This window comes from Francisella sp. XLW-1 (genome assembly GCF_008711455.1).
GTDB classification, from domain to species: Bacteria; Pseudomonadota; Gammaproteobacteria; order Francisellales; family Francisellaceae; genus Francisella; species Francisella salimarina.
In genome coordinates this window covers 259,384-276,367 of sequence record NZ_VXKP01000003.1, presented here as the reverse complement: position 1 = coordinate 276,367, position 16,984 = coordinate 259,384, and the positions used below count along the sequence as shown (strand labels likewise).

Genomic DNA, 16,984 nt, shown 5'->3' with positions numbered 1-16,984 from the left:
GGATTAGGTATGAGCAAAGAATTATTGTTAGTATTAGAGACTGTAGCAAATGAAAAAGATATTTCAAAAGATCTTTTGTTCGAGGCTATGGAAGAAGCATTGGCTATTATAACTAAAAAAGAGCTTGATGAGCACATGAATATCGAAGTTGAAATCGATAGGGTTACAGGAGATTTTAAAGCAGATCGAGTTTGGCATATTGTCTCTGAAGATGAAGATTTGATTGATTATTCAAAAGAACTTTATGAAGACGTTGCACAAGAAAAGGGCTATGATGTTAAAGCTGGTGACGTAATACGTGAGTCTGTCGAGGTCAAAGAATATGGGCGTATTGCTGCTACTATGGCAAAACAGATTTTAATGAAAAAAATCAAAAATTTTGAAAGAGAGAAAACAGCTAAATTTTATCAAAGTAAAATTGGTGATATTGTTTACGGAGAGGTTAAAAGAGCAACCTATGAGATCCTTGTTATCGATCTTGGTAATAATGCTGAAGGTATACTACCTAAAAAAGACTTGATTTCGAGAGAAAGATTCCGTGTTGGTGATAAAATTAGAGCATGTGTTGAGAATGTCGAGGTTGATGAGTTTGGCAAACCAAGCACAGTTATGCTTAGTCGTGCTAGCAATATGATGCTTAAGGCGTTGTTTAAGCTTGAGGTTCCTGAAGTAGAAGAAGAGCTGATAAACGTAGTAAATGTTGTTCGTGAACCAGGTTTTAGATCAAAGGTAACAGTTAAAAGTAATGATCAGAGAATAGATCCATGTGGTGCTTGTGTTGGTGTTAGAGGATCTAGAATACACTCTATTATGAGTGAGCTAAATGGTGAAAAGGTAGATGTTATTCTATGGGATGAGGATATGGTTCAATATGCAATCAACTCTTTGTCACCAGTTGACTCTGAAGATATCTTGGAAGTAAATGTTGATGAAGAAACTAGCTCAATGGATATTGTAGTTAAGCAAGAAAGCCTATCAAAAGCTATTGGTAAGAATGGGGTTAATGTTAGATTGGCGAGTGCTCTTATTGGTTGGAAGATAAATGTTTTATCTGATACTGAGCAAGAAGAGAAACAAATGACGATAGTTGAAAAGTTTGTGGATGCATTGGATATTGATCATGACTTTGCACTAGTGTTAATCGAAGAAGGTATCGAAACATTGGAAGATTTAGCGTATCTTGATAGAGATGAGTTGCTAGAGATTGAAGGTTTTGATGAAGAGATAGTAGATGAACTTCAAGAGAGAGCAAAAGCTGTAATATTATCTCAGGCGTTGGGTGGTAAGAAGCCTGCTGAAGACTTGCTTAATATGCAAGGTATGGATTCGGAGCTGGCTAATAAGTTAGCTCAAAATAATGTAGTAACAATGGAAAATCTAGCAGAGCTATCTGTAGATGAGTTGCTTGATATTGTTGCTATTGATGAAAAACAAGCAACAGATTTGATAATGCAAGCAAGAGCCCCTTGGTTTGAATAGGAAGTACGAATCAAAATAGTACAAAGGAGAGGGAAATGGCAGAAATTACAGTTGGGCAGTTGGCACAACAAACAAATAAAGATGTAAGCACTTTGCTGAATCAGCTTAAATCTTTTGGTATTGAAAAGAATAGTGAAAAAGATACTTTAAGTCCAGAAGAGATGAAGACTCTTTTAGAGAAGATTAATAGTACAAAGAATTCAGTTGCTAGGAAGAAAGTGACTTCACTTAAGCTTGATGGTAAACATAAGATAAATGTATCAGTTAAGAAAAAGAGACGAGTTGCAAAGAAGGTAGAAGAACAACCTACTATAAAAGTAGAGAAGTCTAATACTGAAGAGTCTAAGCCAATAGTTGATAGTAAAGAAAATCAAGTAGCTGATAGTGTGAATGCTCAAGAGCAACATGTTAATGCTGAACAGCAAAAGCAGGAAAAACCTGTCTCAAAACCTGTTGTCAAAGATAGTGGCTTTAAAATCACATCAATGCCTGAAGTTAAGGTACAAGAAGCTAAGTCTCAAGACGATGAAAAGTCTGCCGCTGCTAAACAAGCTAAGAAAAAAGCTACAAAGAAAGTTTTCTCTGAACCTGCTAATAGTAATACTAAGTACAAGAGGGAAGAGGAAGAGAGAAAATCAAAGGCTAAAAAAGCTGGTGGTAAAGGCTTCAAAAAGGCTAATCCAAGACAACTGTCACAGCTTGCAGGTGATATGGATTCATTTGATGAGTTCGGCAGTAAAAAAGGTAAATTAAAAGCTCCTAAAGTTAAAAAACAAGAGTTTACAAAACCTGTTGAAAATACAGTGAAGACAGTTGAAATACATGAAGGTATTACAGTTAGTGATTTAGCTAATAAAATGGCTGTAAAAGGTGCTGAAATTGTTAAAGTATTGTTTAATATGGGTGTGATGGCTACGATTAATCAGTCATTAGATCAGGAGACAGCTGCTCTGATTGTTGAAGAAATGGGTCATAAGTATACATTACATAATGAAAATGCTCTTGAAGAAGCCGTTACTACAGTTGATAGAAGTTTGCATAAAAAGATTTCTCGTGCACCAGTTGTGACTATTATGGGTCATGTGGATCACGGTAAGACCTCATTGTTGGACTATATACGTAAAGCAAGGGTTGTAGCAGGAGAAGCAGGTGGTATAACACAGCATATTGGTGCATACTCTGTTGAAACGAGTAAAGGATCGATTACATTCTTAGATACTCCGGGACATGAGGCATTTACATCAATGCGTGCTCGTGGTGCTAAAAGTACAGATATTGTGATTCTAGTTGTTGCCGCAGATGATGGGGTTATGCCTCAAACTGAAGAGGCTATTCAGCATGCTAAAGCAGCAGGTGTTCCAATTGTTGTAGCTGTAAATAAGATTGATAAACCAGAAGCTGATCCAGATAGGGTTATTGGTGAGCTAGCTCAGCGTAATGTGATTCCAGAATCTTGGGGGGGAGATGTTATGTTTGCTAATGTTTCCGCTAAAACTGGTGAGGGTGTTGCTGAACTATTAGATGCTGTATTATTACAATCAGAAGTTCTGGAATTAGAGGCGTTTGCTGAGGGCTTGGCTGAAGGTGTTGTTATTGAATCTCGCTTAGAGAAAGGGCGTGGTCCAGTCGCGACTGTACTGGTTCAAAACGGTAGTCTTAAGCAAGGCGATAATATCTTGTGTGGTACTGAGTACGGTAGAGTCAGAGCTATGCATGATGATCTAGGTAAGAAGATTAAAACAGCAGGTCCAGCTACTCCTGTAGAAATACTTGGTCTGTCTGGTGTTCCAGCAGCTGGTGATGATGTAGTCGTTATTGATAATGAGAAGAAGGCTAAAGAGCTTGCGGCACAAAGATCTCAAAGACAGAAAGAAGCTAAAATAGCTCAAGAGCAAGCACTTAAGTTGTCCAATATGTTTAGCAATATGGGCAAAGAAGGTGAACAACAAACTCTTAAAATTATTCTTAAAGGTGATGTGCAGGGTTCAGTTGAAGCAATTAGAGAGTCTTTACTTAAACTTTCGACAGATGAGGTTAAGGTTGATATTATCGCAAGTGGAATTGGGGCTATTACTTCTTCTGATGTGACACTAGCAGTTGCGTCTATGGCTGTGATTGTTGGTTTCAATGTGCGTGCTGATGGTGCTGCGAAAAAGCTTGCTGAAACAGATGGTGTAGAGCTTCGTTATTATAATATTATCTATGATTTGATAGATGATGTTAAAAAAGCAATGACTGGTCTTCTATCTCCAGAAATGAAAGAACAAATTATTGGTATTGCGGAAGTTAGGGAGGTCTATAGATCTTCTAAATTTGGTTCAATTGCTGGTTGTATGGTAGTTGAAGGTACTGTTAAACGTACAAATCCTATTCGTGTCTTGAGAGATAACGTGGTTATTTATGAAGGTAGTCTTGAGTCACTTAAGAGATTTAAGGATGATGCTAATGAAGTTAAAAAAGGTATGGAGTGCGGTATCGGTGTCAAGAATTATAATGACGTCCGTGAAGGTGACCAGATAGAAGTATTTGAAGTTATTGAGGTTGCTAAGGAGTTATAGTTATGGCTGCAGAAGGTAGAGTGCAACGAGTGGCGAGTGAGTTACAAAAAGTAATATCTTTACTATTGCGTACAAAAATTAAAGATCCCAAGCTTGCTACTGCAACTATTACAGAGATAGAGCTTTCTAAGGATTTATCTTATGCAAAGGTATACTATACCTGTTTAGATACTCAGGAAGTTCAATATATATCTAAAGCTTTTGATAAGTCAAAGGGCTTTTTTAGATCATCTATAGCTAAATCACTAAATCTTAGAATAGTTCCAAATCTTAAGTTTATTTATGATAAATCTCTTGATTACGGAATGGAGATGGAAGGAAAAATCCAACAAGCATTAGATGCTGATTCAAAGATAATTAAGCAAGATGACGAGTCATTACAAGAAAACTATAAAGATAGTGTTACAGAAACTAAAGTTGAAAAATTAAGGTAGGTAGCTTATGAGCAAACTTACTATTATCCGTGGCTTTAATGATATTCTTCCTTCCGATAGCTTTAAGTGGCAATTTCTAGAGTCAAAAATAAAATCAATTCTTGGTAGATATAATTATGATGAAGTTAGACTACCTGTCTTAGAGAAAAGTGAGCTATTTCATAGAAGTGTCGGAGAAACTTCAGATATAGTTTCAAAAGAAACATATGATTTTGTAGATAGAAGTGGAGAAAGTCTAACGCTCAGACCTGAAGGTACGGCCGGTTGTGTGCGTATGGTAATTGAGAATAGTTTGGCTAATAGGGGGCAAACACAAAAGCTTTGGTATTCTGGGCCTATGTTTCGCTATGAGAGACCTCAAAAAGGTCGGTATAGACAATTTTATCAACTTGGTGTTGAAGCTTATGGTTATGATAATATTGCGATAGACTTAGAAATTCTTACTATTGGCTGGAACTTATTTAGAGAGCTGGGTATTTCTGGATGTGTAAAGTTGGAGTTAAATAGTCTGGGATCTAGTTCTGATAGACAAGAATATACTAAAGCACTGTTAGAGTATCTAAAACCATATCATGCTCAACTGGATGAAGATTCTATCAAGAGGTTGGATAAGAATCCTTTGAGAATACTCGACTCTAAGAATGAGCAAACTCAACAGATATTGCTGAATGCTCCTAAGCTTATTGATTTTATTGACGAAGACTCGTTGCTTAAGCTTAAACAAACATGTGAGTACCTTGATAATCTAGGGGTTGGATATAGAGTTAATCAGAAGCTAGTCAGAGGTCTAGATTATTATAGCGGATTGGTTTTTGAATGGACTACTGATCAGTTGGGTGCTCAAGCAGCAGTATGCGCTGGTGGTCGTTATGATAATTTAGTAGAAAATTTAGGCGGTCAAAAAACTGGTGCTATCGGCTTTGCTATTGGTTTAGAGCGATTAATACTTTTACTTGAAAGTGAAGGTAAGCTTCCTCTAAATAATGATGCTTGCGATGTTTTTTTCGTGCTAGATAGTAGTCAGTTGCATAGATCGTTACTGACGGTTGAGAGTATACGCCAAGAGTTACCTATGCTAAAGTTAGGTATGGATTTGAAATTCGGTAGCTTTAAGTCGCAATTTAAGAAGGCAGATAAGTCTGGTGCTAAAATTGCTGTGATAATTGGTCAGGATGAACTGTTGCAACAAGCTATTGGTGTGAAATATTTACAACAAGATAAGCCGCAAGAGCAAATTCATTTGAATGAATTAATAAATTTTCTAGAAAAAATAGTTATATGAAGTTACATAATATAAAAGGTTATGCTTGGATAGTTGTGGGTCTGAGCTCATTTTTACTGATTGATAAATACATAATGAATGTATCTCCTAGTCTTATAGCAAATGAGCTGATGACTAGTTTTTCGATAAATGCTACAGAAATGAGTGCTATGGTATCGCTATTTTTGTGGTCAGTAGTATTTTGTCAGTTTTTTGTAGCCGGCCCAATTATAGACAAGTTAGGGTTTAGAAAAGTCAGTTTTTTTTCACTGATTCTTTCTGCAATTGGACTAATATTATTTGTTCTTTCGGCAGATATTCATAGTTTTGCGCTTGGCTGTGTTTCTCGATTAATGATTGGAATAGGAGCATCTTTTGCTACTGTTGGTTATATTAAAGCAGCAGCAGTTTGGTTCGATCCACGCAAATTCGCCTTTGTTTGTAGTTTTTTGATGACTGCTGCAATGCTGGGAGCTTTGCTAGGACAAGTTCCACTTGTTTATCTTATTGAAATTACAGGGTCATGGCATAGGGCCTTAATTGGTTATGCATGCTTTAGTATAGTTATGGCTTTGCTATATCTTGCCTTGGTAAGAGACTATAACCCTGAAGCATCGTTTGCTAATGATACTAGAGGGAATACAGGAACTCTCGCTGGTATAAAAAAGGTACTTATGAACAAGAATAATTGGTACCTTACACTATATACGGGGTTAACATTTACAACGATAGATGTTTTTGGTGGTATTTGGGGTAATAACTACTTCAGGGAGTTATATGGAATTCCTGCTAAAGAAGCTTCATTTATTGTATCTATGATGTTTCTTGGACTTGCTATAGGCTCTCCTGTTATTGGTAAGCTTTCTGAGAAATTTGATAGTAGAGTTAAGATTATGGTCATTTTCCATATAATTGCAACAATTTGTTTGGCTTTGGTTTTACAATTTAAGCTCACTCCCGGAATTTCAGGAGCATTATTGTTTGTATTTGGATTTTGCCTGGGGGTATATATGCTAGCTTTTGCCATAGGTAATCGCATAAACCCAATAGTTGTGGCCGCTACTGTAGCTGCTTTAATTAATACAGGTGAGCCATTACTAGGTGCGTTATTCGATCCTCTTATAGGGCATCTACTTGATCTGACATGGACTGGTCAATATATAGATATTCATAATCAAATTACAAATGTTGCTACGGAAGGCGCTCATAGGTATTTTCATATAAGTGCTTACCATAATGCTTTTTTGATTTTGGTTTTTAGTATGTTTGTGTCTTTTTTCCTATTAGTTTTAGTTAAAGATAAAGAAGTCAAATAATGAAATTAGAGAACGCTTATCTCCAAAAAGTTCGAGAACTTAATCTAAAAGTGGATTCTTTGCAGCTTGAGGCTATAAAGAATTTGCAGGAAATAATGAATCAGATATCAGTAGATAAGAAAAAGAAGTTCGGTTTTCTCAAGAGGTCATTATATTCTCATATCAAAGGGCTTTATATGTGGGGAGGTGTAGGTAGAGGTAAAACCTTCATCATGGATATTTTTTTTGATAATTTACCTATTAAGCAAAAAAGAAGACAGCACTTCTCTCATTTTATGAAGGAGATTCATTCAGAATTAAGGAAATATCAAGGTTATAAGAATCCCATATCGAAGGTTGCATATGATATGGCTAAGGATATGCGAATTATTTGTTTTGATGAGTTCTTTGTAGAAGATATTGCTGATGCTATGATTTTGGGAAGTGTTTTTACAGAATTGTTTAAGCTTGGTGTAATACTTGTAGCCACCTCGAATATTGAGCCTGAAAATTTATATAAGAGAGGTTTGCAAAGAGAGCTATTTTTACCAGCTATAGATATTCTTATTAAAAATGTTAATGTTTTGAATTTAGATTCAGGTGTTGATTATAGATTTCGTTTGCCTACGGAATACTTAAATTACCTCTACCCATATAACGAGCAAAATCGTAAAAACTTTTTTGATAAGTTTTTCCTTAGAAATGAGCACTTTGATAAAGATCTAAGTATAGATGTTTTGGGTAGGAGAATTGCTGCGCTACTTATAAGCCATAAGGATATTTGTTTTGACTTTAAGGTTATTTGTGGTGATGGTAGAAGCTCTTATGATTATATTGATATTTGTAGTAAGTATGAACAAGTTTTTATTTATGATCTGACTGGTTTTGATCAGTATAATGAGGACATGGCGCGACGTTTTATTGCTCTTATTGATGAGTTTTATGATCAAAACAAAAAAGTTGTTATATTGGCTAATAGTGATTTTACTCAGCTTTATAAAGGTGAGCGTTTAAGATTCGAGTTTCAAAGAACGATAAGTAGACTGAATGATATGCAGAATAATAATTTTGGTATCTCAAATGAATAAGGTTCAGCTTATTAAAGTTGCTGAAGATATTGTAGAGCAAAGGATTGATAATTTTTTAATAGGTAGATATTCTCGCTTGCCAAAACCGCTTATTTACCGTTGGATTCGCAAGGGTGAATTACGTGTAAATAAAAAAAGAGTTAAGCAAACAACTCGTGTAAGTGCGGGGGATATCGTTAGGATACCGCCATTCAATTTAGATGAAAAAGTAGAAAATATAAAGGTTCCTAGGTCACATTTAGATTTTTTAGAACAACGAATTTTATATGAGACAGATGATTATATTATTGTAAATAAACCATCTGGTATGGCTGTTCATGGTGGGTCAGGTGTCAATTCTGGCTTAGTGGAAAGGTTGAGACAGTTGCGCCCCAAAGCAAGACGTTTAGATTTGGTGCATAGACTCGATAAAGAAACTTCTGGTTGTGTACTGTTAGCTAAAAAACATAGCTCACTAGTATATTTCTTTGATATCTTCAAAGAACGTAAAGTGAAAAAAATTTATTATGCTTTAGTTCATGGCAATTGGGATAAAAAGATTTTAATGATTGATCTACCTTTGAGTCGTAGAGAGACAAAAGATGGTCAAAGAATAGTCAAAGTTGATAAACGAGAAGGTAAAAAAGCTCTTACAAGAATATTATCGGTGCAAAAAGTTGGCGATTATAGTCTTTTAGAGATTAAGTTGGAAACCGGCCGTACTCATCAAATCAGGGTTCATACTAAAGCTATGGGACATCCTATTGTAGCTGACAAAAAATATGGCTACATAGATAAAGATAAAAAACTACTAGCAAGGGGTGTAGATAAATTGTTACTTCATGCTGGAAAGTTAGAGTTTTATGATGAGAAGCAACAGAAGCTTGTAACAGTCGAGGCTAAATTAGATTCAAGATTTGACATGTTGCTTAAGTAAGATACCTTTTAGTCTTTACTATCTTTTATTAATAATAGGACTATCAAGGATGCTGCCATACTTATCACAAGAGTTGTAAAAGCAAAATGGTATGAACTTAAATCAAAATATTTAATATCATCAGGACTTGTGTGTTGTGAAATAACCTCTCCTGCTTTGTTTAGGTATTTTCCAGTCCACGACCAGTCTAGGAAATAGCCAATTAAAGGGTCAAAGATAGCTCCTAATATTGGTTCCCCTGTATTGATGAATGCCGCTACTGTGGCTGTGATAACGATAGGGTTTATACGATTTCCTATTGCAAATGAGAGCATGTATATGCCTAGGCATAAGCCAAATACGAAAAGTAGTATTGCTGATAGCGTTGCACTAGTTTTGGTTAGTAGTACAAAGCTTAAGGCGATAGACCCTATAATGTGAAAGAAAATCATGACCCCTTTTCGGCTATCAAGAATTTCAGATAGCTTTCCTATGATTGGAGACCCTATTGCCATACCTATGAATATCATTGATATGATACTAGCAGCTTCTTCACGAGATATGTGGTAGGCTTCTCTAAAATAAGCATTGCCCCAAAATCCAGCAAATGCATCAACAGCTGTAAAGCTTAATCCTACATAAAAAGTTAAAAGCCAGTTATTTTTATTTTTGACAACTTCTTTTAGTGCATCTAATGTTTTTAATTGATTACTTGGTGAGCTAGCTTCAGGCTGCTTTGGGTTAAAGTCACGTACAACTATATAGTAAAGAACACCGATAAATAAACTAGCAACAGCGAATAGAAGCATAGCCATTTTCCAGTCGCCACATAGTGTTATTAGGTATGCTAGAGGTGCTTGTGCGCAGAGTGCGCCAATCATTGCTGCAGTTGCTAAAAAACTAGCAGCGAATGCAAATTTACGGGGCTCAAACCAAACGGAAACAGCTTTTAAGTAAGATATGGTGGCAAATGAAACTCCTAGCCCTGTAATAATTCTAGCAATATATGCCATGCTTAAGCTACCTAGATTTGAGGCTACAACAAAAAGTATGACCCCTATTGCAGAGATGGTTATTGATATTGGGCTTATTAGTCTAAATCCAAATTTGTCTATGATTGGGCCAGCAAGAAATAGCTGACAGATAATTATCGACCAAAAAAAAGCTGAGCCTAACGCCCCTGTTTGAGTGGCGTTGGTATGAAAGCTGGACATCATATCATCAGTAATTAGGCTTGGAAATACTTGCATAATATATTTGTCAAAGAGCAAGAAAGAACTAAGTACAATTATTATCCATGCATATCCGCGAATGTTGTGAATTTTTTGTTCCATACCGTGCCTATTTTAGGTAGTTTAAGGATATAATTTTAAGTTCCAGTAATATATAAATCAAGCCTAAAGCTTTTCTTTGTTAAATATATGCTTTTTTGATATCATAGCTTTAATATTTTTTATTAACAGTGATAGTTGAGTTGTGTTGTCAAATATTAGGATAAATGAGAAAAGATTTATTTTAATTCAGTTTTGTTTGGGTATCGTTGGATATCTTGTTATTTTGTCAATATATGGCTATGTATACGCTAATTCTTTTGCGTTTGGTGCTGCAACAATGTTTTTGGCCAATTTTGTTTTTTTCTTCAGATTGTTTGTTGAAAAGCAGTTCAGTCCAGGAGTTGAGATAGTCATTTTTTATATGAGCGAGCTTCTAAAATTGGGCATTGTAGCATTGATTACAATACTGTTGGCAGTTTATGTCAAACCCAAATTATTTTCTTACATTTTTGGATTACTTTTGTTACAATTGGTCGTATGTTTTGTGCCTATCTTGTTTAGAAGGGTAAGATAAGCACGTTTTAGGGTTGTTAAATACAAAAAATATTTAAAAATTATTGGTGGATATGTAATGGCAAATACAGAGGCAGGTTCTCAAGTAGCTACTGAGTACGTTCAGCATCACTTACATCATTGGCAAATAAGCCTTGGCGAAGGTTCTTTCTGGCAGTTAAATGTCGACTCTTTGCTAGTTAGTGGGGTTTTGGGGGTTGTATTCATCTTAGCTATGTTTATGGCGGCAAGAAAAGCTAATGCAGGAGTTCCCGGAAGGTTTCAAAATATGATTGAAGCAGTATGGGAATGGATGGATGGTATGGTTGCTGAAAACTATCATCACAAAAGAGATTTTGTTACGCCACTGGCCTTAACAATCTTTGTCTGGGTTGTTCTTATGAATTTGATGGATTTACTCCCTGTTGATCTTTTTGGTTGGATTATTAGCTTCTTCACAAGTAGTCATGATGTGTATTTTAGGGTGGTGCCTACAGCAGATCCTAACGTTACTTTTGCGATGTCTATCGCGGTATTTTTCTTGGTGGTTTTTTATAATCTTAAAGCTAAAGGATTTGGTTTGCTGAAAGAGATTTTAAGTTCTCCTTTCGGGATATGGTTATTCCCTTTAAATATATTCTTTAGACTTGTAGATGAGATAGTTAAGCCAGTTTCGCTGTCGCTACGTTTATTTGGTAATATTTTTGCAGGAGAGTTAATATTTATCTTGATTGCACTGTTACCGTGGTGGTTCCAGTGGACGCTTGGCGGAGTATGGGCTATTTTCCATATATTGATAGTTTTAATACAAGCATTTGTATTTATGATGCTAACTGTGGTTTACCTAAATATGGCGCAGGAAGCTCACTAAGTTTAAATCAACCTAAATAAAATTAAATAAAAACAGGAGAAATAAGAAATGGATATGTCTTTACAGGTTTTAGGTAACTTAAATGGTTTGACTGCTATAGCGGTTGCTTTACTAATCTCTTTACCAGCATTAGGTACTGCGATAGGTTTTGGTGTGTTGGGTGGTAAGTATCTAGAGGGCGTGGCTCGTCAGCCAGAGCTAGGTGGTATGCTACTTGGTCGTATGTTTATTGTTGCTGCTTTCGTAGATGCATTCGCTGCTATCTCAATCGCTATTGGTTTCTTAGTGTTGTATGCTAACCCATTAGCTATCCCTGGCTTAGCAGAAGCTGCTCAAAAAGTTGTTGGTGCATAGTAAAAAGAATATAAAATCATAAATTTGTTATCTAAAGGATAAGTAGATGGATATTAATATAACTCTAATTGGGCAGATGATAACATTTGCAATCTTCGTTGGCTTTACAATGAAGTTTGTATGGCCTCCACTGCGCAAGGCTTTAGATGAGCGTAGAGAAAAGATTGCTGAAGGTTTGGCATCTGCTGATAGAGCATCTAGAGAGTTAGAAGTTGCCAAAAGACAGTCTGCTGAAGTATTGCGTGAAGCTAAAGCAAAGGCTACTGAAATAGTTGAGAATGCTTATGTTAGAGCTCATAAAGTAGATGAACAAGCTAAAGAAGAGGCTATTGCAGCAGCTGATAAAATCAAAAGCATGGCTATGGCTGAAATCGAGCAAGAAAAAATCAAAGCTAAAGAAGAACTTAAACATGAAGTTGTTAGCTTGGCTATGGCGGCTGCTAGTAAGATTATATCAGCAAATGTTGATGAGCAATCTAGTAAAAAGATTCTGAAAGACTTCGTAGAGAAAGTATAACTTTTGGGTATAAAAGGTAGGTACATGACAAATCTAAGTGTAATTGCTAAACCATATGCAAAGGCTGCGTTTGAGTTTGCAAATGAGTATAATCTTCTGCAAGAATGGTCAAAGCATCTTCAGTCTTTTTCTGAATTAGTACAAGATGATTCTGTCGCAGCTATTATTGCTAATCCTGAAATTTCTCAGGATGAGATTATAAGCGCTGTAAAAGGCCAGTTAGATGTGAAGTTTTATAACTTTGTTGCACTAATAGCAGAAAATAAAAAGTTATCTATACTGCCTGAAATAGCATTCCAGTTTGAAACTATCAAAAACACACATAATAATATAAAAGTAGCAGATGTTACCTTGGCTTACAAAGCTGATAAGAGCACGCTTACTAAGCTAAAAGCTAAACTTGAAGAGAAGTTTAACTGCACTATTGAAATGAATGTGAGTGTTGACCCTCTTATAGTGGGTGGAACAGTAATTAAGGTTGGTGATACAGTAATAGATGATTCTGTATCAGGTCGTATAGAGACATTAAAAAGTATTTTGTTATCATAAATTATAGGAAGTGAGCTTATGCAATTAAGTCCATCAGAAATAAGTGGTTTAATAAAGAAAAGAATTGAAAAGTTTGACAATTCAGTTGAACTTAAATCAGAAGGTACTATTGTCAGTGTTGCTGATGGTATTGTTACTATTTATGGTTTGGATGATGTAACTGCTGGTGAGATGATTAAACTACCAGGAGACGTATATGGTTTAGCGCTAAACCTAAATACTGACTCAGTTGGGGCGGTTGTCTTAGGTGAGTATGAACATATTAGAGAAGGCGATAAAGCATATTGTACAGGTAGAATATTAGAGGTGCCTGTTGGAGAAGCTCTTTTAGGTAGAGTGGTTGACGCTTTGGGTAACCCTATCGATGGTAAGGGTGAGATTGAAACTGGTCATTCTTCACCAATTGAAAAAATTGCACCTGGTGTGATTTGGAGAAAATCAGTAGATCAGGCATTACAGACTGGCGTTAAGTCAATTGACTCGATGGTTCCAATCGGTAGAGGCCAAAGAGAGTTAATTATCGGTGATAGACAGATTGGTAAAACTGCCATTGCTATCGACGCGATTATCAACCAAAAAGGTACTGGTGTAAAGTGTATTTATGTGGCGATTGGCCAAAAAGCATCATCGATTGCGAATATTGTTAGACAGCTTGAGGAGCATGGGGCTATGGAGCATACAATTATTGTAGCTGCTACAGCTTCTGATTCTGCAGCATTGCAATATATTGCACCTTATGCTGGGTGTTCTATGGGTGAATACTTTAGAGATCGTGGTGAAGACGCTTTGGTTGTGTACGATGATTTGACTAAGCAGGCATGGGCATATAGACAGATTTCTTTGCTTCTAAGAAGACCGCCTGGACGTGAGGCATATCCTGGTGATGTATTCTATCTTCACTCAAGGCTTCTAGAAAGAGCAGCTAGGGTAAATGAAGAGTATGTGGAAAAATTCACAAACGGTGAAGTAAAAGGTAAAACTGGTTCTTTAACTGCATTACCTATTATTGAAACACAAGCTGGTGATATTTCTGCATTTGTACCTACGAACGTAATTTCAATTACAGACGGTCAGATATTTTTAGAGACAGACTTATTTAACTCTGGATTAAGACCAGCAATCAACCCAGGTAACTCGGTATCTCGTGTTGGTGGTGCTGCGCAAACAAAGATTATTAAAAAACTTGGTGGAGGTATCCGTTTAGCACTAGCTCAGTTTAGAGAATTAGAAGCATTCTCACAGTTTGCATCAGATCTTGATGAAGCAACTAGAGCACAGCTTAACAGAGGCCAAAGAGTTACAGAACTTCTAAAACAAAAGCAGTTCTCGACATTGTCAATTGCTTTGATGGCATTATCATTGTATGCGGCAGATAATGGCTATCTAGATAGTCTAGAAGTTTCTGAAGTGATTCCATTTGAATCTGCGCTACATGCTCTTGCAGAAAGTAATTATGCAGAAGTGGTTGCAGAAATTAATGAGACAGGCAAATATGATGCTGAGATAGCTGACAAGTTAAAAACAATTGTTGAAGATTGTAAAGCAAATCAAGCTTGGTAATAGGAGTATAGACTATGTCTAACGCTAGAGAAATAAAATCCAAGGTATCGAGTGTTAAAAATACACAAAAGATCACTGGTGCTATGGAATTAGTTGCGGCTAGTAAGATGAGAGGAGCTATTGTTAAGATGAACAATGTTCGCCCTTATGTTGAAAGTGCAAATACTATTATCAAAAATGTTACATCTGCAAGTATAGATTATCCGAACCCTTATCTATTTGATAGAGAAGTTAAGAGGGTTGGCTATATAGTTACATCTACTGATAGGGGCCTATGTGGTGGGCTTAATATTAACTTGTTTAAGCATGTTCTTAAAAATATCAAAAAGAATGTTGAAGATAGAGTTGAGATTGATGTCTGTGTAATTGGTTCAAAAGCAGCAAGCTTTTTTGCAAAGCTGAAAGATGTAAATGTAGTGGCTACAGCTCATTATAACGATAAAGATAAAGAAGGCAGTATTAGGGCTATTAGCGGAGCTGTTAAAGTGATGTTAGACAAGTTTACTGCTGGTGAAATAGATAGGCTATATATGAGTAGTAACGAGTTTGTTAGTACAATTAAGCAAAAGCCAAGATTGCAAACGCTATTGCCTATACAAGATATCTTCACAGAAGAAGAGCTAAAAGAAAACAAAAAAAATGCTTCTAAAGGTCATTGGGACTATATCTATGAGAGGGATATAGAAGAAGTATTAAATGCTCTGTGTATTAGGTATATCGAAGCTCAAGTTAGAGGCGCAATATTGGAAAATGCAGCATGTGAGCAAGCAGCTCGTATGATGGCTATGAAAAATGCAACTGATAATGCTAGTGATATTATTGATCAGTTAAAATTAGATTACAACAAGGTAAGACAAGCTATGATTACCCAAGAGCTTGCGGAAATTTGTTCAGGTGCGGCAGCAGTTTAGGAGAGGTAAATGAGTACAGGTAAAATTATTCAAGTAATTGGTGCTGTTATTGATGTAGAGTTTTCTCGAGATAACACTCCAAAAGTATATGATGCTTTAAATGTAAATGAAACAGGTTTAGTGCTAGAAGTACAACAACAGATTGGTGATGGCGTAGTACGTACTATCGCTATGGGTTCTAGTGATGGTTTAAGACGCGGAATGGTTGTGGAAAACACAAATGCTCCAATCTCTGTGCCAGTAGGTCAAGGTACTTTAGGTCGTATTATGAACGTATTAGGTGAGCCTATCGATGAGGCTGGGCCTGTTCAATACACAGAGACAAGATCTATTCACCAAGCTCCTCCTGCTTATGATGAGCTTGCACTAAGTACTGAAATATTAGAAACAGGTATCAAAGTAGTTGATCTTATTTGTCCATTTGCAAAAGGTGGTAAAGTAGGCCTCTTCGGTGGTGCTGGTGTTGGTAAGACAGTTACAATGATGGAGCTTATCAACAACATTGCTAAAGAGCATAGTGGATATTCTGTATTTGCTGGTGTTGGTGAAAGAACTCGTGAAGGTAACGACTTCTACTATGAAATGAAAGACTCTAATGTATTAGATAAAGTTGCCTTGGTATATGGTCAGATGAATGAGCCACCAGGAAACAGATTAAGAGTGGCTCTTAGTGGTCTAACAATTGCTGAAGGTTTCCGTGACGAGAAGCGCGATGTCTTGATGTTTATTGATAACATTTATAGATATACTCTTGCCGGCACAGAAGTATCAGCACTACTAGGACGTATGCCATCAGCAGTTGGTTACCAGCCAACACTTGCTGCTGAGATGGGTGCTTTACAAGAGCGTATTACATCTACTAAGACAGGTTCTATTACATCAGTTCAGGCTGTATATGTACCAGCAGATGACTTAACAGATCCATCACCAGCTACAACATTCTCACACTTAGATGCGACTATTGTATTATCGCGTCAAATTGCAGAGTTAGGTATTTATCCAGCTGTAGATCCACTAGACTCAACTTCTAGACAGTTAGATCCACTAGTAGTTGGACAGGAGCATTATGAAACTGCTCGTGCTGTACAGAAAGTACTTCAAAGGTATAAAGAGCTGAAAGATATCATTGCTATTCTTGGTATGGATGAATTATCTGACGAAGATAAGAAAACAGTTGATAGAGCTCGTAAGATTCAAAGATTCTTATCCCAGCCATTCCATGTTGCTGAAGTATTTACTGGTAACCCTGGTAAGTTTGTGTCACTTAAAGATACTGTAGCGAGTTTTAAAGCTATAGTTAATGGTGAGTATGATCACTTACCTGAGCAAGCTTTCTATATGGTTGGTTCAATTCAAGAAGCAATTGAGAAGGCAAAAACTCTATAA

The 16,984-nt window shown here is 36.3% G+C and carries 16 protein-coding genes; 15 read left to right on the top strand and 1 reads right to left on the bottom strand.

Features of this window, described 5'->3' with window-relative positions; all coding sequences use genetic code 11:
* Window positions 1–9: 9 nt before the first annotated feature.
* The 7 genes from nusA to F3D59_RS06075 are packed head-to-tail and all read left to right on the top strand — an operon-like array spanning window position 10 to window position 9,031.
* Complete coding sequence (nusA, locus tag F3D59_RS06105) at window positions 10–1,479, top strand: transcription termination factor NusA (RefSeq protein WP_150464186.1); 1,470 nt, start codon at window positions 10–12, stop codon at window positions 1,477–1,479.
* Between the two features lie 35 nt (window positions 1,480–1,514).
* Window positions 1,515–4,037: a translation initiation factor IF-2 gene (gene infB / locus F3D59_RS06100; protein ID WP_150464185.1), complete on the top strand. Its 2,523-nt coding sequence runs from the start codon at window positions 1,515–1,517 to the stop codon at window positions 4,035–4,037.
* Between the two features lie 2 nt (window positions 4,038–4,039).
* On the top strand, window positions 4,040–4,471 hold the full coding sequence (rbfA, locus tag F3D59_RS06095; protein ID WP_150464184.1) for a 30S ribosome-binding factor RbfA: 432 nt from the start codon (window positions 4,040–4,042) through the stop codon (window positions 4,469–4,471).
* Between the two features lie 7 nt (window positions 4,472–4,478).
* Window positions 4,479–5,753, top strand: a complete 1,275-nt coding sequence (gene hisS, locus F3D59_RS06090) for a histidine--tRNA ligase (RefSeq protein ID WP_150464183.1) — start codon at window positions 4,479–4,481, stop codon at window positions 5,751–5,753.
* Window positions 5,750–7,048 (top strand): MFS transporter, encoded by a 1,299-nt coding sequence (locus F3D59_RS06085; protein ID WP_146420909.1) that lies wholly within the window; start codon window positions 5,750–5,752, stop codon window positions 7,046–7,048. The genes hisS and F3D59_RS06085 overlap by 4 nt, the downstream gene beginning before the upstream one ends.
* On the top strand, window positions 7,048–8,115 hold the full coding sequence (zapE, locus tag F3D59_RS06080; RefSeq protein ID WP_150464182.1) for a cell division protein ZapE: 1,068 nt from the start codon (window positions 7,048–7,050) through the stop codon (window positions 8,113–8,115). Before F3D59_RS06085 ends, zapE begins: the two co-directional genes overlap by 1 nt.
* Window positions 8,108–9,031, top strand: a complete 924-nt coding sequence (locus F3D59_RS06075; protein ID WP_150464181.1) for an RluA family pseudouridine synthase — start codon at window positions 8,108–8,110, stop codon at window positions 9,029–9,031. The genes zapE and F3D59_RS06075 overlap by 8 nt, the downstream gene beginning before the upstream one ends.
* Before the next feature lie 8 nt (window positions 9,032–9,039).
* Here F3D59_RS06075 and F3D59_RS06070 read toward each other — a convergent pair whose 3' ends face one another.
* Window positions 9,040–10,344 (bottom strand): MFS transporter, encoded by a 1,305-nt coding sequence (locus F3D59_RS06070; protein ID WP_013922326.1) that lies wholly within the window; start codon window positions 10,342–10,344, stop codon window positions 9,040–9,042.
* A gap of 142 nt (window positions 10,345–10,486) precedes the next feature.
* Here F3D59_RS06070 and F3D59_RS06065 point away from each other — a divergent pair, with 142 nt between their 5' ends.
* Genes F3D59_RS06065 through atpD form a run of 8 tightly spaced genes read left to right on the top strand, consistent with a single transcriptional unit; the run spans window position 10,487 to window position 16,984 of the window.
* The gene (locus tag F3D59_RS06065; protein WP_146420905.1) at window positions 10,487–10,858 is read left to right on the top strand and encodes an ATP synthase subunit I; all 372 of its coding nucleotides are present in this window, start codon (window positions 10,487–10,489) and stop codon (window positions 10,856–10,858) included.
* A gap of 57 nt (window positions 10,859–10,915) precedes the next feature.
* Window positions 10,916–11,707 (top strand): F0F1 ATP synthase subunit A, encoded by a 792-nt coding sequence (gene atpB, locus F3D59_RS06060; RefSeq protein WP_150464180.1) that lies wholly within the window; start codon window positions 10,916–10,918, stop codon window positions 11,705–11,707.
* Window positions 11,708–11,755: 48 nt separating this feature from the next.
* Window positions 11,756–12,061 carry a F0F1 ATP synthase subunit B gene (locus F3D59_RS06055; RefSeq protein WP_013922329.1) on the top strand — a complete coding sequence of 102 codons (306 nt, stop codon included), beginning with the start codon at window positions 11,756–11,758 and terminating at the stop codon, window positions 12,059–12,061.
* A gap of 46 nt (window positions 12,062–12,107) precedes the next feature.
* Window positions 12,108–12,578 carry a F0F1 ATP synthase subunit B gene (locus tag F3D59_RS06050; protein ID WP_013922330.1) on the top strand — a complete coding sequence of 157 codons (471 nt, stop codon included), beginning with the start codon at window positions 12,108–12,110 and terminating at the stop codon, window positions 12,576–12,578.
* A 24-nt stretch (window positions 12,579–12,602) separates the two neighbouring features.
* Window positions 12,603–13,127, top strand: coding sequence for a F0F1 ATP synthase subunit delta (locus F3D59_RS06045; protein WP_150464179.1), 525 nt, complete (start codon window positions 12,603–12,605; stop codon window positions 13,125–13,127).
* Between the two features lie 18 nt (window positions 13,128–13,145).
* Window positions 13,146–14,687 carry a F0F1 ATP synthase subunit alpha gene (gene atpA, locus F3D59_RS06040; protein WP_150464178.1) on the top strand — a complete coding sequence of 514 codons (1,542 nt, stop codon included), beginning with the start codon at window positions 13,146–13,148 and terminating at the stop codon, window positions 14,685–14,687.
* A gap of 14 nt (window positions 14,688–14,701) precedes the next feature.
* Complete coding sequence (locus F3D59_RS06035) at window positions 14,702–15,598, top strand: F0F1 ATP synthase subunit gamma (protein ID WP_013922333.1); 897 nt, start codon at window positions 14,702–14,704, stop codon at window positions 15,596–15,598.
* 9 nt (window positions 15,599–15,607) lie between these two features.
* Complete coding sequence (atpD, locus tag F3D59_RS06030) at window positions 15,608–16,984, top strand: F0F1 ATP synthase subunit beta (protein WP_146420902.1); 1,377 nt, start codon at window positions 15,608–15,610, stop codon at window positions 16,982–16,984.

What these genes read in the sequence shown, in the direction of transcription:
- rbfA (WP_150464184.1), top strand. Translation starts at nt 4,040, where the DNA reads ATGGCTGCAGAAGGTAGAGTGCAACGAGTGGCGAGTGAGTTACAAAAA.
- F3D59_RS06055 (WP_013922329.1), top strand. Translation starts at nt 11,756, where the DNA reads ATGGATATGTCTTTACAGGTTTTAGGTAACTTAAATGGTTTGACTGCT.
- hisS (WP_150464183.1), top strand. Translation starts at nt 4,479, where the DNA reads ATGAGCAAACTTACTATTATCCGTGGCTTTAATGATATTCTTCCTTCC.
- F3D59_RS06045 (WP_150464179.1), top strand. Translation starts at nt 12,603, where the DNA reads ATGACAAATCTAAGTGTAATTGCTAAACCATATGCAAAGGCTGCGTTT.
- F3D59_RS06035 (WP_013922333.1), top strand. Translation starts at nt 14,702, where the DNA reads ATGTCTAACGCTAGAGAAATAAAATCCAAGGTATCGAGTGTTAAAAAT.
- atpD (WP_146420902.1), top strand. Translation starts at nt 15,608, where the DNA reads ATGAGTACAGGTAAAATTATTCAAGTAATTGGTGCTGTTATTGATGTA.
- F3D59_RS06070 (WP_013922326.1), bottom strand. Translation starts at nt 10,344, where the DNA reads ATGGAACAAAAAATTCACAACATTCGCGGATATGCATGGATAATAATT.
- atpB (WP_150464180.1), top strand. Translation starts at nt 10,916, where the DNA reads ATGGCAAATACAGAGGCAGGTTCTCAAGTAGCTACTGAGTACGTTCAG.
- F3D59_RS06050 (WP_013922330.1), top strand. Translation starts at nt 12,108, where the DNA reads ATGGATATTAATATAACTCTAATTGGGCAGATGATAACATTTGCAATC.
- F3D59_RS06085 (WP_146420909.1), top strand. Translation starts at nt 5,750, where the DNA reads ATGAAGTTACATAATATAAAAGGTTATGCTTGGATAGTTGTGGGTCTG.
- atpA (WP_150464178.1), top strand. Translation starts at nt 13,146, where the DNA reads ATGCAATTAAGTCCATCAGAAATAAGTGGTTTAATAAAGAAAAGAATT.
- F3D59_RS06075 (WP_150464181.1), top strand. Translation starts at nt 8,108, where the DNA reads ATGAATAAGGTTCAGCTTATTAAAGTTGCTGAAGATATTGTAGAGCAA.
- infB (WP_150464185.1), top strand. Translation starts at nt 1,515, where the DNA reads ATGGCAGAAATTACAGTTGGGCAGTTGGCACAACAAACAAATAAAGAT.
- zapE (WP_150464182.1), top strand. Translation starts at nt 7,048, where the DNA reads ATGAAATTAGAGAACGCTTATCTCCAAAAAGTTCGAGAACTTAATCTA.
- nusA (WP_150464186.1), top strand. Translation starts at nt 10, where the DNA reads ATGAGCAAAGAATTATTGTTAGTATTAGAGACTGTAGCAAATGAAAAA.